Genomic DNA, 17,882 nt, shown 5'->3' on the forward strand with positions numbered 1-17,882 from the left:
GGCCCAGCGCAGCGAGACGTAAAGGCGGCGTCGATCGGGAATCTCGATGTCCGTTACCTGCGTTGCAGACCTGCAAGAAAGATCTCGAATGGTTGACGCTGCTGGCACCGGCGTTCACCTTGCAAAAATTGCCAATGCCGGTTTTTCAGGACGCCCCATGTATTCCTTGCTCGATCCCAGCCGCTTCGTCGTCTTCATCACCGGTGCCACTTCAGGCTTCGGCGCGGCAGCAGCGCGCCGCTATGTTGCGGCCGGCGGCAAGGTGATTGCAACGGGGCGACGGGAGGATCGCCTGCTCGAACTGCGCGACGAACTGGGCGCCGACAAATGTCACATCATCGCCTTGGACGTTCGCGACCGTACAGCCCTGCAGGCCGCCATCGCTGCCATCCCCGCGCCGTTCGACGCGATCAATGTCGTCCTCGCCAATGCCGGTCTGGCGCTGGGCTTGCAGCCAGCCGCCGAAGCGGACCTCGACGACTGGCAAACCATGATCGACACCAATGTGTCAGGCCTGGTCTATACGGTACGTCTGCTCCTGCCCGGCATGGTGGCGCGCGGTGGCGGACATGTGGTGACGATGGGATCGGTCGCAGGTGAGTTCGCCTATCCCGGCGGATCGGTCTATGCCGCCTCCAAGGCGTTTGTGAAACATTTTGCCCTCGCCATCCGCTCGGACCTGCAAGGCAAGAACATCCGCGTCACCGACATCGAACCGGGCCTGACCGAGACCGAATTTTCCATCGTTCGGTTCAAGGGCGATGAAAGCAAGGCCGGCAATGTCTATTCGGGGACGAAGGCCATGACTGCGGACGACATCGCCGAGTCGATCTTTTGGGCCACGTCACTGCCCGAGCATGTGAACGTCAACAAGATCCAGCTCATGGCGACCACTCAGGCCATCGGTCCTTTCGATATCTACCGCCAGAACTAGGCCGTTCCAGAACGACCCTAAAGTCCGAGAAAGGCAATCGTGTCGGGATCGAGCGGGACGCCATCGCGCTCCCGCTCGGCCATGACCTGCCATTCACGATCGCCCGGAGCCATGACCGGACCGCCCCCGGGTCGGGCGGGAGAGGCGCGCAGGCTCGAAAGGTAATGGGTGATGGCATGGGCAAAGGCCGCCCTGCCCGCAAACTTGTCCGGATCGATGACAAGGATGAAGTGCCCCATGTTTCGCGGCGTCGAAATATCGGCCGTGCCATACATGGGGATGAAGTCCGGATCGAGCGTGGTGCCGGTCAGAAGCGCGGAAAACAAAGTTGCCACCCCCGCCAGCGCCGCGCCCTTGTAGCCGTAGTCGACACCCCCGAGCGGCAGGAGCATGTCGGCAGCGTGAGGATCGGTGGTCGCATTGCCCTCTGGAGTCGCTGCCGTACCGGGCGGCAGCGGTTCGTCGAGAGAGCGATGCAGCAGCACGCGGTTGAGCGGAATGGAGGACGTAGCCATGTCGAGCAGCCACGGTCGGCTGCCGGGGACAGGTGCGGCAAAGGTAAGGGGATTGGTCCCGTGGAATTTGCGCGCGCCATCGAACAGAGCGACCATCGAATCCGTGTTGGTGGTGGCAAAGGTGACAAAACCCTGTTCAGCCCCTGCCAGTGCATAGGCACCGGCAGCGCCGAAATGGGACGAATGGCGCACCCCGACCGCACCTATGCCGGCCTCACGCGCCATTTCCATACCGACTTCGACCGCCCGATAGGCCGCGTAATGGCCCAGACCATCATCGCCACTCACCATGGCGCTTCCCGCGCCGCGGCGTTCCACGTCCAATTCGGGCCGACGCTTGAGCCGCCCGCCTTCGAGCATGCGGCAGTAATGCCCGGTGAGACGGATGCCATGACTATCGACGCCCACAAGGGACGCGTGCATCATCGCCCTGACGGCGGCCGCCCCCGATTCAGAGCTGGCTCCAGCGTCGGAAAGCCGAGCCGCCGCCCGCTCTTCCAGCACATTCCGCTTAAATCGGCTGCCTCTGCTGTCCATCATGAACCCCCTCCCCCGAATGCATTGCATGACATGGACGCATGGCCCTGTCGTCAACTTTGTGCTGGCACTCAGCGTATTCGGGCTTATTGTGACGCGCAAAGTTGAGACCTCCGACCATGCCCAAAACACCCGACCCCGTGACCAAAAACCTCTGGTATGTCGTTGCCGCGACGGATGAATTGCCCATCGGCCAGGTGGACACGACTCTCTTGCTCGATACGCGGCTCGCCATGACACGGGGGCAGGATGGAGAACCGGTCGTCTGGCTGCGCAGCGATGAGCAGAAGGGCGACGACATTGACCCCGAGAGCATCCTCGACCGCCTTCCGGTCAAAAATGCCTATGGCTATGCCTGGACCTGTCTGGGGACGCCCAGTGCTGATCTGTTTCCCATTCCCGAATTTGCCGAGCAAGACCGTCGGAACATGAGCTGCGGCTCGATCGGCATCCATGTCTCGGCCCCTCGTGCCGTCGAGAATTTTCTCGATATGGGGCATTTCCCCTATGTCCACACCGACATCCTGGGAGCCGAGCCGCATACCGAGGTGAAGGAATATGATGTCGAGGTGTCCGAGGAGCGAGACGAAGTGCTGGCGACCCGCTGTCGCTTCGTCCAGCCGCGTGCAGCCAAATCGGCAACGCATGCCATGGAAGTGGAATACATCTATCGGGTTCCCCACCCCTTCTGCTCGGTGCTCTACAAATCCTGCCCAGAAGACGAAAGCCGGCAGGACGTCATCGGGATTTTCCTGCAGCCCATGACCGAAGAAAGCTGCCGCGCACATCTTCTGCAATCGATGATCGACTCCCAGTCGTCCATCAAGGACATGCGCCGCTTCCAGCAGACGATTTTCGGGCAGGACAAACCCATCCTCGAGAATCAGTTTCCCAAGAAGCTGCCGCTCGACCCGCGTGCCGAGACCCCGATCCGCGCCGACAAGAGCGCCATCGCCTATCGCCGCTGGCTGAGCCAGAAGGGCATCACCTACGGGGTCATTCCCCAGGCGAGCTAGCCTTCCAACCGATTGCCTCGTACGCCAGGGCAATCGCAAGCGACCTCATCCGATCGTGGCGCGATCAAACCTCGGATGAACCATGCCCCTGTCCGTCTCAGATCCCACCTGGTATCCCATCGCCTCCAGCGAGGACTTACCGTTTCGCCACGTCTATCAGGGCCAGTTGCTGGGCCGAGAACTTGCCGTTTGGCGCGCCGATGACGGCAACGTCAATGCTTGGGAAAATCGGTGCCTGCATCGCGGCGTCCGTCTGTCGATCGGCATCAATGAGGGCCAGGAGCTGAAATGCCAGTACCATGGCTGGCGCTATGCAAACCGCTCGGCAGGCTGCACCTATATCCCGGCTCACCCGGCCGACGCCCCGGCGCGGCGCATCGAAAACCGGAAATATCCCGTGCGCGAGGCCTATGGCCTGATCTGGTCGGCCGCCAATGACGATCTGCCGTTCACCGGCTTTCCGGGCGCCGAAGGTGGGGACTGGTTTGCCCTGCGCCCCATGCCGGTCAATGCCCGTCCCGGCGACGTCGTGGCCGGCCTCGCCGGTCTTGCGCCGGACGACCAGCCAGCCGATGTCATGCAAGGCCTCTCCGTGCGGCTGGGCAACATCGTTTACTTCGTCCAGCCGGTCGATGCGGATCGCGCGGTCATTCGCGGATTGCTGGCGGGCAAGCCTGCCGACCCCATCGCAACGCTGCGCCACTACAATGAGGGCCTGACCAAGCTACGCGACCGGCTGGAAAAAGCAGCAGCCCGCAAGCCCGTACCTGAAAAGCTGAGCCCCATATTCGAGAAGGTCTCCGCCGACCTGGCTTCCATGCCCGACATCGCCATTCCGCGCGGCGCGACGCTGCCGGTGGTGGTCAAGCGCAAGTGGCAGAATGCCGATGGCGTCGTCAGCTTCGAGCTGGCCGATCGCGACGGCAGGCACCTGCCGACCTTCCAGCCCGGCGCCCATATCGACCTCCATCTGCCCAATGGGCTGGTGCGACAATATTCGCTGACAAATGGCCCAGGCGACCTGATGAGTTATGTCATCGGGGTCAAACAGGAAAATGCGAGCAAGGGCGGGTCGAAAGTGCTGGTGGAGAGCGTGCGCGCCGGTGATGTCATGGCGATTTCCGAGCCGCGGAACAACTTCCCCCTGCGCCGCGATGCCGCCCGAACCGTGTTGATCGCCGGAGGCATCGGCATCACCCCGCTTTTGTCGATGAGCCGTTTTCTCGATCAGTCCCGCCTGCCCTACGAGCTGCATTACTTCACCCGGTCGGGCGAAAGCGCGGCTTTCAGCAGCGAGTTGACGGCGCTGCACGGGCGGGTCGAAAGGCATGTGGGGCTGGCGCGCGACGCCATTCGCGCACGGGTTTCCCAGGCGCTCGGGCCCTATGAATTCGCCCACCACGTCTATATTTGCGGACCCGGCGCCATGCTGGAAATGGTGCAGGAAGTGGCGTCAGGCCTGGGATGGCCTGACGAGGCGGTGCATTTCGAGTATTTCCAGAACGACAAGATCATCGATCAGTCCTCGGCGTTCGACATAGAACTGGCCCGTTCGGCCATGACGCTGCATGTTCCTGCCGGCAAGACTATTCTCGAAACCATGCGTGACGCCGGACTGACCGTGCCATCCTCGTGCGAACAGGGCGCTTGCGGAACCTGCCTTACGACGGTGATCGAGGGCGAGGTGGACCACCAGGATGTCTATCTCAACAAGACCGAGAAGGCCTCCAACAGCTGCATGATGACCTGTGTGAGCCGGGCGAAAAGCGGCCGCCTGGTGCTGGATATCTGAGCTATGACAATCACGCTTTACGACTTCGAGCTTTCGGGCAATTGTTACAAGCTGCGCCTAATGATGAATATCCTCAACCTCGCCTACGAGGTCGTCCCGGTCGATTTCTTTCCCGGGCGCGAGCACAAGTCGGACTGGTTCCTGCGGCTCAATCCATTCGGCCAACTGCCGGTGCTGCAGGATGATGGGCTGACGCTCTCGGATTCAGGCGCCATCCTGGCCTATCTAGCGCGCAAATACGACGCCTCGGGCCTGTGGTTTCCCAAGGATGCAGCGGTGACCGCGGAAATCCTGCGCTGGCACGCCATCGCCGACGATATCACGGCCACCGCCTCGGCCGCGCGTCTGGCGCTGGGCTATGACTACGATTTTGATATCGACAAGACGCAGAAGGGTGCCCATCGCATCTTCCGGATCATAGACGAGCACCTCTGGTTCGGTGAAAAGCAAGGACGGGACTGGCTCTGTTCGCCTGCCCATCCCACTACGGCCGACATAGCCTGTTTTCCCTATGTGATGCTGAGCGAGGAAGGCGGGATCAGCCGGCAGGACTACCCTGCCCTGCGCCGCTGGACCGACCGCGTGCGGCGCGTGCCCGGTTTCACCGTCATGTCGGGCATCTTCCCGGCTGGCCCCGCCCGCTAGGCTACTTGCGGGCGAGGATCGGCGCATCGCGCATCGCCAGCCAGGTGACGGCGAGCAGAATTGCGGTTCCGCACAAGTGCGCTAGAACGGCCGGGCCCAGTTGCGGCTCGGCCGGCAAGGCGCCGACGCGCACCAGAGATCCCACTGGCCCGGCATCCTCGCCCATGCTCAGCGACACGATCTGCGCGACGAAGAGGCAGAGCCCGATCGCAGCCAGACCGATAAAGGTGCCGCGGTAGAAGGCAGCACCGAGACACAGGCCCGCCGCCCCCCAGAGCAAGCATCGCAGCCCACTCTCGAGTAACACCATCGGAACATCCAGAACATGGCTGTAAAGGCCGGCCGTATGCACAGTCTGCGGCCATCCCATGAGAGCATACAGGGGCATCTCGATCCAGAACCCCGCCGCGTAAAGCACCCCGAGCAGAAGCGCAAAGGCGATCAACCAGAGACACGCTTCGCCAAAAAAATTGCGGCGGGTCTGGCCATGGGTGACATAGAGCCAGAATTCCCGCATGCCGACAGGTGCACCTACGCCCAGCGCGAACCAGTTCGGCAATTGCTGCGCCAGATCCCAGCCGCTGGCTTCGATGGGCCGGAACTGGGAAACGATAAGCGTCAGCACCATACTGCCAACAATCGCACCCCCAGCGACCATCAGGGCAAAGATGGCGTAATCACTAAACATGCGCTTGGGGAAATGCGGAAACCGGCGCGATTTGGCTTGGTTCAAAGGGGCGAAGGTCATTTGCGATCTCCTTGGGCTGTGAGATGGACAAAAAGGTCCTGGAGCGAGAGAGGGCCGATTTCGAGCCCTTCGTCCCGTGCCCGATCCAGAAGCGTTTCGGTCGCACCATAAACAGCGACCGACCGGGTCGGTCCGAGCGAACGCTCGGCCAGCACGTTCATGCCCAAGGTGGCGCGGCCAATGGCATCCGCCGGCCCGATCAGGCTGGCCCCGCGCGTAGTCATCGTTTCGGCATCCTCGCGCAACACCAGCTTGCCGCAATGAATGATGATGACGTCGGAAAAGAGCCTTGCTACCTCCTCGATGAGATGGGTGGACAGCACGATGAGCCGTGGATGCTCGAGGTAATCGGCAAGCAATGCCTCGTAGAAGGCGTAGCGCGAGGGGGCATCGAGACCGAGATAAACCTCGTCGAACAAGGTGACTGGCGATCTGGCGGCCAGACCAAGCACGCAGCCGAGCGCCGATCTTTGCCCGCGCGAGAGCTTGCCGACACGACTTTTGCGTTCAAGACCGAATGTGCCCAGAAGACGCTCTGCATAAGCCTGATCCCAGTGAGGGCGCATATCGGCAGCATAGCGCAGCGCCGTGGCGATGGTTTCACTATCCTCGACCGTATCGCCGCTTTCGCGAATGAGACAAATCCGTGTCGTGGCGGCCTCATTCTCGAAAACCGGCTGCCCATCGAGCATGACCGTGCCGGCGGTTGCCTTGCGCAAACCGGCGATAACCGACAGAAGCGACGACTTACCCGACCCATTTCGGCCCAACAGGCCGTGAATGCCATGACCTTCCAACGTCAAGGAAAGGCCATCAATGGCGACGTCGTTTCCATAGCGGACGGCGAGGTCGCTAATCGTGAGAAGAGGGCTCATTGTGTATCCTTCTCCGGGTTCTGGTCGTATTTTCCAACGGCGTTGCGGATGTCGTCGACAACCTGATCGAGCGAAATCCCGAGCGCCTTTGCCTCGGCGATCAGGGGCGCGACATGCTCGGCAAAGAAGCGCTCGCGCCTTTGCATAAGGAGCCGCTCCCGGGCATCGGCGGTAACGAACATTCCGATCCCCCGCCGCTTGTACAGCAGCCCCTCCTCGATCAGGTCCTGGAAGGCCTTGGCCGCCGTCGCCGGATTGATGCCGTAAAAGGCGGCATATTGATTGGTCGACATGACCTGCTGATCCGCCGCGAGCGTTCCCGTCACGATATCGGCTCGGATCCGGTCCCCGATTTGCCGATAGATTGGAGCATGATCGCCAAACACTCTCGGCCTCAATGGTTCATTACTTGACCAACGAACCATATAAGCTAGAAACAGAACGCGTCAAGTCCGCGACGAAAGAAATGCTGCGCGCTGGAATTTGGCGGGCATCCGGGCTATTGGCAAAAAGAACACGAGGAGAAAATCCCATGATCATCGAGCCAAAGATTCGTGGCTTCATCTGCACCACCGCCCATCCAACCGGCTGCGCGACCAACGTTCAGCGCCAGATCGACCATGTGGTGATCAAGGGGGCGATCCCCTCTGCGCGCAAGCGTGTACTGGTGTTGGGGTGCTCGACCGGCTACGGCTTGGCATCGCGTATCGTGACCACCTTCGGTTCTGACGCCGACACGATTGGTGTGTCGTTCGAGCGCGAGCCGGGGGAAACCAAGCCGGCATCGGCAGGCTGGTACAACAATCGTGCCTTTGAAAACCGCGCCCGCGCTGCCGGTCGCAAGGCCATAACCATTGAAGGCGATGCGTTTTCCGACGCGGTCAAGGCCGAAACCATCGCCGCCATCAAGGACAATCTGGGCCAGGTGGACCTAGTGGTCTATTCGCTCGCCTCCCCTGTTCGGACCGACCCCAAGGATGGTGTGACCTATCGCTCGGCCATCAAGCCCTATGGCAGCCAGGTCACCTCCAAGACGCTCAATACCGGCACCGGCGAAGTGTCCGAAATCACCGTCGAGCCAGCAACCGAGGAAGAGGCACAGGCCACCGTGAAGGTCATGGGCGGCGAAGATTGGGAATTGTGGATCGCCGCTCTGGCCGATGCGGGCGTGCTGGCGGATGATTTCCTGACGCTCAACTACACCTATCTGGGCTCGGAACTGACCTGGCCCATCTATCACAAGGGCACGCTCGGCAAGGCCAAGGGCGATCTCGACCGGGCCGCTGCTGCCATTCGCGCCGCTCATGGCGAGGCAGCCGCCAATGTCGTGGCGCTCAAGGCGGTCGTTACCCAGGCAAGCTCAGCTATTCCAGTCGTGCCGCTTTACGGGACGGTGCTCATCAAGGTCGAGGATGAGATGGGATTGAGCGAGGGCCCGATCCACCAGATCGACCGCTTGTTCCGCGAGAAGCTGCGGGGTGAAATCGCGCTCGATGAGCAGAGCCGCATCCGTGTCGACGACTGGGAATTGTCCGCACCGATGCAGGCCGAACTTGCAAGGCGCTGGGCCGTGCTCGACACCCAGAACCTTTCGGAACTGGCTGACCTGACGAAATATCGCGAGGAATTTCTCAAGCTTTTCGGCTTCAATGTCGGCGGCGTCGATTATTCGAAAGATGTCGATCCGCGGGTGGTCGAGTAGACGAAAAGGGCGCCTCAGGCGCCCTTCTTCATTTCGGCGGATAGGCGTGTGCGCCACCTTGCCAGTCCCGCACCGTAAAGCACCCGTCCGTTCCTGAAATGGCGGCCGAGCCTATATCGGCCTTGCCGTGTCCACCGGGAATGTCGAGCACATAGGTCGGCTGGCAGAGACCGGAAATACGCCCGCGCAGGGCACCCACCAGCGCCTGGCCTTCTTCGATGGAAACGCGAAAATGGCGGGTGCCGGGCGCCAGATCGGGATGGTGCAGGTAATAGGGACGGATACGGTTTTCGACGAAGGTGCGCATGAGCGTCGCGAGGGTCTCCACATCGTCATTGACGCCCCTGAGGAGGACAGTCTGGCTGATGAGCATGATGCCACCAGCGATCAATCGATCGAACCCCGCTCGGGCCACCGGCGTCAGTTCCCGCGGATGATTGGCGTGAACTGCAAGATAGGTAATCTTGCCGCTGGCCTTCAAGGCATCCACCATCGCGTGATCCACACGTTCAGGCTCGACGACAGGCACGCGGGTATGGAAGCGTAAGACCTTCACATGGTCGATAGTGGCCAGCTTCTCCATGATCGTCCGCAGACGCCGCGGCGACAGGACCAACGGATCACCGCCGGTGAGGATAACCTCCCAGATTTCTGCGTGTGCCGCGATATAGGCGATTGCGGCGTCGAGCTCGGCTGCACTTAGCGTGCCCAGCCCCTGCGGCCCAACCATTTCGCGTCGGAAACAAAAGCGGCAATAGACCGGGCACACATGGACCGCCTTGAGCAGCACCCGGTCCGGATAGCGATGCACTATGCCTTCGACCGGCGCGTGTGTCAGGTCGCCGATGGGGTCTGCGCGCTCGTCCGGGGTGGTGTCGAGTTCGGCGATGGTGGGCACATATTGGCGGGCAATTCGATCGTCGGGATCGCTGGGATCGATCAGCGCCAGCACAGCGGGCGTGATGGAAATGGCGTATTTGGCAGCGACGGCGTCGAGCCCCGCCGCCTCCTGGATAAGACCGGCATCGAGCAGGCCGGATACCGACTTGATGGCACTCATTCCGCAACCGGCGCCCAGAGCACCGCCTCGATCCGTTGCGCGCCGGTTGCCAGCATCACCAGGCGGTCAAAACCCAAGGCCACCCCGCTCGCTTGCGGCATATGGGCAAGGGCTGCCAGGAAATCCTCGTCGATCGGATATCGCTCATTATAGATGCGCGCCTTTTCGGCCATTTCGGCCTCGAAGCGCCTGCGCTGTTCACCAGCATCGGTGAGTTCACCAAAGCCATTGGCCAGCTCGACGCCGCAGGCATAGACCTCGAAACGCTCCGACACCTTGGGGTCGCCAGGGACCCTTCTGGCCAGAGCTGCCTCGCAGGCCGGATAATGGTCGAGCACCGTCACCCGGCCATTGCCCAGGCGCGGCTCCACCTTATCCACGAGGATCTGCGTGAAGAGATAGCTCCAGGTCGTTTCGGAGGGCACTGCCATGCCGATACGAGCCATCTGCGCGGCAAGCGCGGCGTCGTTTGGGATTCCCTCCCCATCGAGGGTGGAAAGCAGATCGATGTCGGCATATTCGGCGAACGCTTCGGCGACGCTGAGCCTTTGCGCCTCCGCACAGGGATCGCAGTCGCGGCCGCGGAAGGAAAACATTCCGGCGCCGCTCGTTTCGGCGGCCAGGCGGATCAGAGCCAAGGTGTCGGCAATGACGGCGTCGTAGGCCTCGTTTGCCCGGTACCACTCGAGCATGGTGAATTCGGGATGATGCAGCGCGCTGCGCTCCCGATTGCGCCACACATGCTGGAAGCTGGCGATGCGCTCTTCGCCGGCGGCCAGCAGTTTCTTCATCGTGAATTCAGGCGATGTGTGCAGATACATGCCCTGCCCCAGACCATCGTTACCGATCATCGTGGTACCGAAGGCATGAAGGTGGGTTTCATTGCCCGGCGAACGCTGCAAACCGGGAGGGTCGACCACGATGAAGTCCCGTTCGGCCAGCCAGACGCGCATGGCCGCATCGATCCGCGCGCGCGCCAGCAGCGCGGGCCTGCGGTCGGCATGGCGATCGGGTGTCCACCAGGGCGATGTCTGGAGAGCCGTCATAGCGGGTTTCTTGCGGTCCGGTCTGGCGAAATGGCGCGGAATAGGTTATCGGGCGCTCGACAGTACATTTTGCGGCGCCACGACGGCCCAGCCTCTAAACCGCGCCGCCGATACGAACAAGGAAGAATTATGGTCAAGGTCATCGCCTCGTCGCTGCGCAAAGGCCATGTGGTCGAGCAGGACGGCAACCTCCACGTGGTGCTCACCGCTGAAAACGTCCATCCCGGTAAGGGCAATTCGGTGACGAACGTCACGATGCGCCGCATTTCCGATGGCGTGAAAGTCATTGGTCGCTGGCGCACCGTGGAGATGGTCGAAAAGGCCGACGTGGATGATCGTGAATACGACTATCTCTATTCCGATGGCGAAGGCCACCATTTCATGGAACCGGCCACCTATGAGCAGATCACCGTCGGCGACGACGTGATCGGCGACCAGAAGGCTTATCTTGCCGATGGCATGAAGGTGCATCTGATGACCCATGAAGGCATCGCGCTTTCGATGGAGCTGCCCCAGCGCATGACTTTCGAAATCGTCGAGACCGAGCCTGTGGTGAAGGGTCAGACGGCCTCGTCGTCCTACAAGCCTGCCGTGCTGAATAACGGCCTGCGCGTCATGGTGCCCCCGCATATCGATGCCGGCACCCGGATCGTCATCCTGACCGATGACAATTCCTACGTCGAGCGCGCCAAGGACTGACCGAGCCTTTCGTTTAGTGAAAAACGGGCCCGCGAGGGCCCGTTTTTTCATTCCAGGTCTTGTTCCGCCTGAATCCAGTGCAGATTGGACCGGTCGGCCGGCGCGCCATCGGCCAACCAACTGTCATAGGCGATCTGGCGCTGATGCATTTCCTTTGCGCGTAGCCAATATTCCATGGCCTTGCCCTCAGGGTGACCATCCTGTTCCGAAAGGAAATAGGCAGTTTCCCTAATGCGTTCCGCGACGGCCGAGTTCTTGAGCATGAGCTGGCAGCCCTAAAGCCGATCAGGCGGCCTTGAGATTGACGGACGACTTGGCGAGGCCAGAGAGCTTTTCGTCGGTCGCCTGTTCTTCCTTAAGCGTCTCGAGGAAAAGGTTCATGGCGTCCTTGTGCCCAAGCTGCTTGGCCCACGTTGCAAGGGTGCCATAACGGGCCATTTCGTAGTGCTCTACGGCCTGCGCTGCGGAAACGAGGCCTGCATCGAGGGCGGACGTTCCCTTGAACTCGTCCATGATCTCCTTGCCTTCCTCGATGATGCCGAGGATGGCGTCACAAGTCTTTCCGCGCGGGGCTTTGCCGAGCATCTCGAACACCTGCTCAAGGCGCTCGACATGGACTTCGGTTTCGGCGCGATGCTGCTCGAAGCCGGCTTTCAGTTCTTCCGACTGTGCCGCCTTGGCCATTTTCGGCAGGGCTTTGAGGATCTGGCGCTCGGCGTAATAGATGTCCTTGAGCGTATCGAGGAAAAGATCGTCCAGTTGCTTGTCAGCCATTGTCTCAGCTCCGGTATCGGAATGGGTTGATGACGCTGGCCGGGAAACGGTGAAGTTGGTGCGAGGTTCCGCCCGCACCGATCACATGCATAGGTTAAGAAAAGCGCGCCGACAGCCAGCGCATCTGCTCTTGCTCCTGAAAGGGCCCGCCCCCTTCGTGGTTGTTGAACTCATATTCCACCATGCTCTTCTCCTGGCCAGCGAAAGCCTTGAATGCACCCATAACGGTAGAAGGCGGGCAGATGTCGTCCATCAGCGCGACAGAGAACAGCGCCGCGGCCTTGGAGAGGCGAGCAAAGTTGACGCCATCGAAATAGCGCAGGGTCTCAAAGACCGTTTCGGACTTCTCCCTGTGCTGGGCCAGGAAGCGGACGATCTCGAGATAGGGGTCGCGCCCCGCAACGCGGACGGCGCGCGGGAAGTCGCACAGGAACGGCACGTCGGGCATAACGGCTTTTACCCGATTGTCGATGCCGGCCACGGCAAGGGCGATACCGCCGCCCTGGCTGCCGCCGCAAACGGCGATCCTGTCGGCATCGACGGCGTCGAGGTCGACGAGGGCATCGATGGCGCGCACGCCATCGGTAAACACCCGGCGGTAATAGTAGTCATGACGGTCGAGAATTCCCTTGGTCATCACACCGGGGATCTGGCTGGCTGACCCCACAGGGTCGGGTGTCGCCCCGGTGCTCCAGCCCGAACCCTGCCCACGGGTATCCATGCGGAAATAGGCAAATCCCGATGCCGCCCAATGCAGACCCTCATGCGGAAAGCCCCGGCCACCCCCATAGCCTACATACTGCACTACCAAGGGCAAGGCCGCCGCATGGTCGCGAGGCAGGACCAGCCAGCCCTTGACAGGATGTCCGCCAAAACCGGGGAAGGTCACGTCAAAGACCTCCACCAGCCGCAGTGTCGTATCGGCCGGAACCAGGCTGACTTCTGTGGAAAAGGTACGTGCTTCTGCAAGGGTGGACGCCCAGAAGGCGGAAAAATCCTCGGGCAGAGTCACCGAGCTTTCATAAGCATCAAGAAGGGGATGAACAAGATCGGGAAAAGGCAAGGGATCGTTCCATGTCAGAAGTGACGGACCATTCCAGCACGAGCCCGGCTCTCTTTCCAGCCGTGCGGAAAAATTACCCCGTTGGCTCAACCGTTTTTGGTATCCAGACAGACCTGGAGGCGATCCAGCTCACGGCACTGCGTGAAAACGTCTGCCGCCTCGGCAACCTTGCCGGCTTCGATCAGGGTAATGAGCTCGACGAAAAGCGCAGTCGAGCGCGTGCGATAGGTCGGCCCTGCCATGGCGACATCTTTCGTCAGCGCCAGGGCCAGGGTCAATTCGACCACCCCGATCACCGAGCGCAGCAGCATGTCCTGTGCGCTGTCGGCAAGGATGCCGTGCACTTCGAGACAGGCCAAGCCGAACTGCTCGATGGATTCACCGGCCGTCTCCATCTGGTGGCACCAATATTTCAGCAGGCGCACATGCTCGGCCGTCCGGTGCCGAGCCGCCCGTTCGATCATGGGCGCTTCGAGCACGGCCCGTGCGCGAAACAGGCTCTCCAGGAATTCGGCATCGACAGGAGCGTCAAAATGCCAGGCCAGCACCTGGGGGTCGAAGAAATTCCATCGCCCACGCGGTGACACTCTGGTTCCCACTTTTGGCCGGGCTTCGACGAGGCCCTTTGCTTCGAGAGTCTTTAACGCCTCGCGCAGCACCGTACGGGAAACGCCGTATTGCTCCATCATCACCGCATCGCTGGCGAGCACCGACCCAATTGGAAACCGGCCAGCGACGATGGACTGGCCGATCTCGTTGATGACGAAGGTGTGGAAATTCCGCGCAGCACGCCGCCCGGACAAGGACCGGATAAGGCTGCCTGTTTCGATCATCCTAGCCCTTCTCGGCCACCTTTTCTCCGGGCGCCGACGCTGCAAAGATCAGGCGCTGCAACACGATGAACAGGAACAGCAGGATGCCGATGACGATCTTGGTCCACCAGCTCGACAAGGTCCCGTCGAATATTATGTACGTCTGGACCAGACCCAACAGCATCACGCCGATGAACGTACCCAGCACGAAGCCATAGCCGCCCGTCAGCAATGTACCCCCGATGACTACGGCGCTGATGGCATCGAGCTCGACACCTACGGCCGCCAGCGGATATCCGGCGGAAGTATAAAGCGAAAAGACGATTCCCGCCAACGCGGCCAGAACGCTGGAGAGCACATAGACGCCTACCGTTGTTCGGGCAACCGGTACGCCCATGAGCGAAGCCGAGACAGGGTTGCCGCCCAGCGCATAGACATAGGAGCCAAACTTGGTGCGGTGGGCAACAAAGGCGCCAATGATGAATATAGCCACCATGGTGAGGCCGATGAAGCTCAACCGCCCGCCCCCGGGAAGGCGAATGATGAGGCTCGAAATCCAGCCATAGAAATCGTGGCTGATCGGCACCGAATCCTGGGTGATGACGGATGCGCCGCCTCGCGCCAGGAACATGCCGGCCAGGGTGACGATAAAGGCTGGCACCTGGAGGTAATGGATGGCCAACCCCATGACACCGCCAAAGATAGCCGCGACCAGCAGGGCGATCGCAAAGGCCGCTAGCGGATGAAAACCCGCCCAGGAGATCAGCACTGCTACCAACACGCCGGTGAAGCCGATCACTGCTCCGACGGAAAGATCGATACCTCCCGAGAGGATCACAAAAGTCATGCCGACGGCCGCAATTCCCAAAAAGGCATTGTCGGTGAGGAAGTTTCCGAGCACGCGTGTCGAGAACATTCCGGGGAACTGCAACACCGCCAGGGAATAGGCGATGACGAAAATGATGGCGGTCGCCACAAGCGGACGGAGCGAGCGGCTCATTTGCGGGCCTCCTGCGCCACAGGGCGGAGACGAGTGGGGAACAATCTGCCCGCCAGCGGCGACTGGATGATGAGCACAAGGAAGATCAGCGCCGCCTTGACGATGAGATTGAACTCGGGAGGAAACCCCGAAACCAGGATGCCGGTATTCATGGCCTGGATAATGATCGCGCCGATCACCGCAAGGGGAACGGAAAACCGCCCGCCAAGCAGCGAGGTGCCGCCGATGACCACGGCGAGGATGGCGTCGAGCTCGAGCCAGAGCCCGGCATTATTGGCGTCGGCCCCCCGAATGTCGCCCGCCACGATGATGCCGGCCACCGCAGCGCAGAACCCGGAGAGCCCATAGACCATGATCAGCAGCATGCGGCTGCGGATGCCGGCCAGGCTCGCCGCGGCGCGATTGACGCCCACAGCCTCGATGAACAGGCCCAAAGCCGTGCGGCGCACCAGGAGCGTCACCAGGATCAGCAGCACGATGGCGATGACTGCGGCCATGGGCAGGCCAAGGAAGGAACCGGTGCCGATAAAGATCAGCAAGGGATCGTTGAAAGTGACAATGAAGCCTTGGGTGATGAGCTGGGCGATGCCGCGCCCGGCCACCATCAGCACCAGCGTGGCTACAATGGGCTGAATGTCGAGCACCGCCACAAGGAAGCCGTTCCACAAGCCGCAGAGCAGCCCGACGGCAAGGGCGGCCGCGACGGCGATCGGCGCCGGATAGCCGGCAACGACAAGAGTCGCGGCCACGGCGCCGGCCATGGCCATGACGGCGCCGACGGAAAGATCGACACCCTTTGTGGCAATGACACCCACCATGCCGATGGCGAGGATCGCCACGGGCGCGCCCCTGTTGAGCACGTCGATCAGGCTGCCGAAAAGGCGGCCATCCTGCCAGGTAATGCGAAAGAAGTTCGGAAAAAGCAGCCAGTTGATCAGCAGGATGCCGGCTAGGGCCAGGACCTGAGGATTGGCCATGCGGGCCAGAACACGCCGCGTCATCACGCTGTGCCCTCTTTGTGGTTGGCGATCGCCTGCACGATGACGCCGGGATTGATGTCCTTGCCGGAAAGCTCGGCCACGAGTTCCCGCTCGCGCATCACGACGATACGCGTGGAATAGGCCACGACCTCGTCGAGTTCGGACGAGATCACCACAAGCGCCAGTCCTTCGTCACGCAGGCGATTGATGGTCCTGACGATTTCGGCGTGCGCGCCCACGTCTATCCCCCGCGTCGGTTCATCGAGAATGAGAAAGGCGGGGTCGGTGGCCAACCATCGGGACAGGATGACCTTCTGCTGGTTTCCGCCCGAGAGAAGCTTGATGGGCATGTCGAGTGAGGCAGCGCGAATATCCATCGCCTCACCGAACTTGCCGGCAATTTCCATCTGCTCGTCGCGATTGAGGGCGCTGAACCAGCCCAGTTTGCCCTGGAGGGCGATGATGATGTTTTCGCGCACCGAAAGATCGCCAAAAATGCCCTCGGCCTTGCGATCCTCGGGGCAGAAGCCGAAGCCCCTGGCGATGGCGTCGGTAGGACTGGTGATGCTGATCGGCTTGCCAGCGAAGGTCACCTCGCCCTCATCGGCGACATCGGCTCCGAACATGATGCGGGCCATTTCCGTTCGCCCCGAGCCCAGCAGGCCCGCCACGCCGATCACTTCGCCCTTGTGGATGGTGAGGTTGAACGGCTGCACGCCGCGCTTGCGACCATAATTTTTGAAATCCAGCAGGACCTCGCCCAACGGCCGGGCGTCCTGCACGCCGGTGGCGCCGGAAAATGCCACATCCTTGCCCAGCATCAGCCTGACCACATCCGTACGGGTGACATTGTCCAGCGCGCGGGTCTCGATCAGCCTGCCATTGCGCAGGATGGTGACCCGGTCGGCCAACGCGAAGACCTGGTCCAGGAAATGGGTAATGAAGACGATGGCCAGACCTTTCGCCCGAAGGCCGCGGATGATCTCGAAGAGGCGCTCGACTTCCTTGCGATCGAGGCTGGCCGTGGGTTCATCGAGGATCAGCACCTTGCCTGAAAGCTCCACGGCCCTCGCTATCGCGACGATCTGCTGCACTGCGACGGAATAGGCGCCCAGCTCGCTGGCTGGGTCGATATCGAGCCCATAGCGCTCGAGAATGACACGGGACTCCCGCTGCATCCGACGCCGATCGACCAGACCGAACCGCGTCGGCTGATGACCCAGAAAGAGGTTTTCCGCCACCGACCTGTTGGGCAGCAGGTTGACCTCCTGATAGACCGTCCCGATGCCGTATTTCTGGGCGTCCTGAGGATTGTCGAATGTCACCGGGATGCCATCGACCAGAACCTGGCCGGTCGTCGGCTGGTAGGCGCCGGTCAGGATCTTGATCAGCGTCGACTTGCCTGCGCCATTCTCACCAAGAAGAGCATGGACCTCGCCGGCTCGCAGGCCGAAATCGACGGAGTCGAGCGCGACATGATTGCCGAAGACCTTGATGATCCCGCGGGCTTCGAGTGCATAATCGTCGTCAGGCATGTGCCCCTCCCTGCCTGTGAGCAGTCTGCACCAGTCTTTAGGCGTCGTCATTGCCTGGTTTTCACGGCAATCCAACTTGCGAAGGTGGACCACCCGGACAGGCCGGGTGGTGACGTTGTTGCGGATCCGGCGTTCAGCCGGACGGGGCG

19 protein-coding genes are annotated in these 17,882 nt (G+C 61.5%); 6 read left to right on the forward strand and 13 right to left on the reverse strand.

Going from position 1 to position 17,882, the window contains the following annotated elements; genetic code table 11:
• Nucleotides 1–88 precede the first annotated feature (88 nt).
• Nucleotides 89–934 (forward strand): SDR family NAD(P)-dependent oxidoreductase, encoded by an 846-nt coding sequence (locus VE26_RS11225; RefSeq protein ID WP_342018412.1) that lies wholly within the window; start codon nucleotides 89–91, stop codon nucleotides 932–934.
• A 17-nt stretch (nucleotides 935–951) separates the two neighbouring features.
• Here VE26_RS11225 and VE26_RS11230 read toward each other — a convergent pair whose 3' ends face one another.
• Nucleotides 952–1,986: an Ldh family oxidoreductase gene (locus VE26_RS11230; protein WP_046106260.1), complete on the reverse strand. Its 1,035-nt coding sequence runs from the start codon at nucleotides 1,984–1,986 to the stop codon at nucleotides 952–954.
• 119 nt (nucleotides 1,987–2,105) lie between these two features.
• Here VE26_RS11230 and VE26_RS11235 point away from each other — a divergent pair, with 119 nt between their 5' ends.
• From VE26_RS11235 to VE26_RS11245, 3 genes are all read left to right on the forward strand, one after another.
• Complete coding sequence (locus VE26_RS11235; protein WP_046105379.1) at nucleotides 2,106–3,002, forward strand: aromatic ring-hydroxylating oxygenase subunit alpha; 897 nt, start codon at nucleotides 2,106–2,108, stop codon at nucleotides 3,000–3,002.
• A gap of 82 nt (nucleotides 3,003–3,084) precedes the next feature.
• Nucleotides 3,085–4,794: a Rieske 2Fe-2S domain-containing protein gene (locus tag VE26_RS11240; RefSeq protein ID WP_046105380.1), complete on the forward strand. Its 1,710-nt coding sequence runs from the start codon at nucleotides 3,085–3,087 to the stop codon at nucleotides 4,792–4,794.
• A gap of 3 nt (nucleotides 4,795–4,797) precedes the next feature.
• A complete protein-coding gene (locus VE26_RS11245) occupies nucleotides 4,798–5,439 on the forward strand; it encodes a glutathione S-transferase family protein (RefSeq protein WP_046105381.1) in 642 nt (213 codons plus the stop codon).
• Between the two features lies 1 nt (nucleotide 5,440).
• On the opposite strand, the gene VE26_RS11250 is transcribed toward VE26_RS11245, so the two are convergent.
• From VE26_RS11250 to VE26_RS11260, 3 genes are read right to left on the reverse strand one after another with little or no spacing between them, the layout of a single operon-like run.
• Nucleotides 5,441–6,187, reverse strand: coding sequence for a hypothetical protein (locus VE26_RS11250; RefSeq protein ID WP_046105382.1), 747 nt, complete (start codon nucleotides 6,185–6,187; stop codon nucleotides 5,441–5,443).
• Complete coding sequence (locus tag VE26_RS11255; RefSeq protein WP_046105383.1) at nucleotides 6,184–7,062, reverse strand: ATP-binding cassette domain-containing protein; 879 nt, start codon at nucleotides 7,060–7,062, stop codon at nucleotides 6,184–6,186. Before VE26_RS11255 ends, VE26_RS11250 begins: the two co-directional genes overlap by 4 nt.
• A complete protein-coding gene (locus tag VE26_RS11260; protein WP_280136888.1) occupies nucleotides 7,059–7,487 on the reverse strand; it encodes a GntR family transcriptional regulator in 429 nt (142 codons plus the stop codon). Before VE26_RS11260 ends, VE26_RS11255 begins: the two co-directional genes overlap by 4 nt.
• Nucleotides 7,488–7,594: 107 nt before the next feature.
• Here VE26_RS11260 and fabV point away from each other — a divergent pair, with 107 nt between their 5' ends.
• Entirely contained in the window at nucleotides 7,595–8,764 is a 1,170-nt protein-coding gene (gene fabV / locus VE26_RS11265; protein ID WP_046105385.1) for an enoyl-ACP reductase FabV, read from the forward strand.
• 28 nt (nucleotides 8,765–8,792) lie between these two features.
• On the opposite strand, the gene VE26_RS11270 is transcribed toward fabV, so the two are convergent.
• Entirely contained in the window at nucleotides 8,793–9,824 is a 1,032-nt protein-coding gene (locus VE26_RS11270) for a lysine-2,3-aminomutase-like protein (protein WP_046105386.1), read from the reverse strand.
• Nucleotides 9,821–10,870 (reverse strand): EF-P lysine aminoacylase EpmA, encoded by a 1,050-nt coding sequence (gene epmA, locus VE26_RS11275; RefSeq protein WP_046105387.1) that lies wholly within the window; start codon nucleotides 10,868–10,870, stop codon nucleotides 9,821–9,823. Before epmA ends, VE26_RS11270 begins: the two co-directional genes overlap by 4 nt.
• 129 nt (nucleotides 10,871–10,999) lie before the next feature.
• Between epmA and efp the strand changes: the two genes are divergently transcribed.
• Nucleotides 11,000–11,569, forward strand: a complete 570-nt coding sequence (gene efp / locus VE26_RS11280) for an elongation factor P (RefSeq protein WP_046105388.1) — start codon at nucleotides 11,000–11,002, stop codon at nucleotides 11,567–11,569.
• 47 nt (nucleotides 11,570–11,616) lie between these two features.
• Here the strand turns inward: efp and VE26_RS11285 are convergent, their stop codons facing one another.
• The 7 genes from VE26_RS11285 to VE26_RS11315 form a co-directional block, all read right to left on the reverse strand.
• On the reverse strand, nucleotides 11,617–11,832 hold the full coding sequence (locus tag VE26_RS11285; RefSeq protein ID WP_052715855.1) for a DUF2934 domain-containing protein: 216 nt from the start codon (nucleotides 11,830–11,832) through the stop codon (nucleotides 11,617–11,619).
• Nucleotides 11,833–11,854: 22 nt separating this feature from the next.
• The gene (locus VE26_RS11290) at nucleotides 11,855–12,343 is read right to left on the reverse strand and encodes a YciE/YciF ferroxidase family protein (protein ID WP_046105389.1); all 489 of its coding nucleotides are present in this window, start codon (nucleotides 12,341–12,343) and stop codon (nucleotides 11,855–11,857) included.
• Between the two features lie 94 nt (nucleotides 12,344–12,437).
• A complete protein-coding gene (locus VE26_RS11295; protein ID WP_046105390.1) occupies nucleotides 12,438–13,406 on the reverse strand; it encodes an acetylxylan esterase in 969 nt (322 codons plus the stop codon).
• Nucleotides 13,407–13,492: 86 nt separating this feature from the next.
• Complete coding sequence (locus VE26_RS11300; RefSeq protein WP_052715856.1) at nucleotides 13,493–14,239, reverse strand: FadR/GntR family transcriptional regulator; 747 nt, start codon at nucleotides 14,237–14,239, stop codon at nucleotides 13,493–13,495.
• Between the two features lies 1 nt (nucleotide 14,240).
• Nucleotides 14,241–15,218: a galactofuranose ABC transporter, permease protein YjfF gene (gene yjfF, locus VE26_RS11305; protein ID WP_046105391.1), complete on the reverse strand. Its 978-nt coding sequence runs from the start codon at nucleotides 15,216–15,218 to the stop codon at nucleotides 14,241–14,243.
• Nucleotides 15,215–16,219: an ABC transporter permease gene (locus VE26_RS11310; protein WP_046105392.1), complete on the reverse strand. Its 1,005-nt coding sequence runs from the start codon at nucleotides 16,217–16,219 to the stop codon at nucleotides 15,215–15,217. Before VE26_RS11310 ends, yjfF begins: the two co-directional genes overlap by 4 nt.
• On the reverse strand, nucleotides 16,219–17,733 hold the full coding sequence (locus VE26_RS11315) for a sugar ABC transporter ATP-binding protein (protein WP_046105393.1): 1,515 nt from the start codon (nucleotides 17,731–17,733) through the stop codon (nucleotides 16,219–16,221). The genes VE26_RS11310 and VE26_RS11315 overlap by 1 nt, the downstream gene beginning before the upstream one ends.
• Nucleotides 17,734–17,882 lie beyond the last annotated feature (149 nt).

Origin of the sequence: Devosia chinhatensis (assembly GCF_000969445.1) — a bacterium.
Classification (GTDB): Bacteria; Pseudomonadota; Alphaproteobacteria; order Rhizobiales; family Devosiaceae; genus Devosia; species Devosia chinhatensis.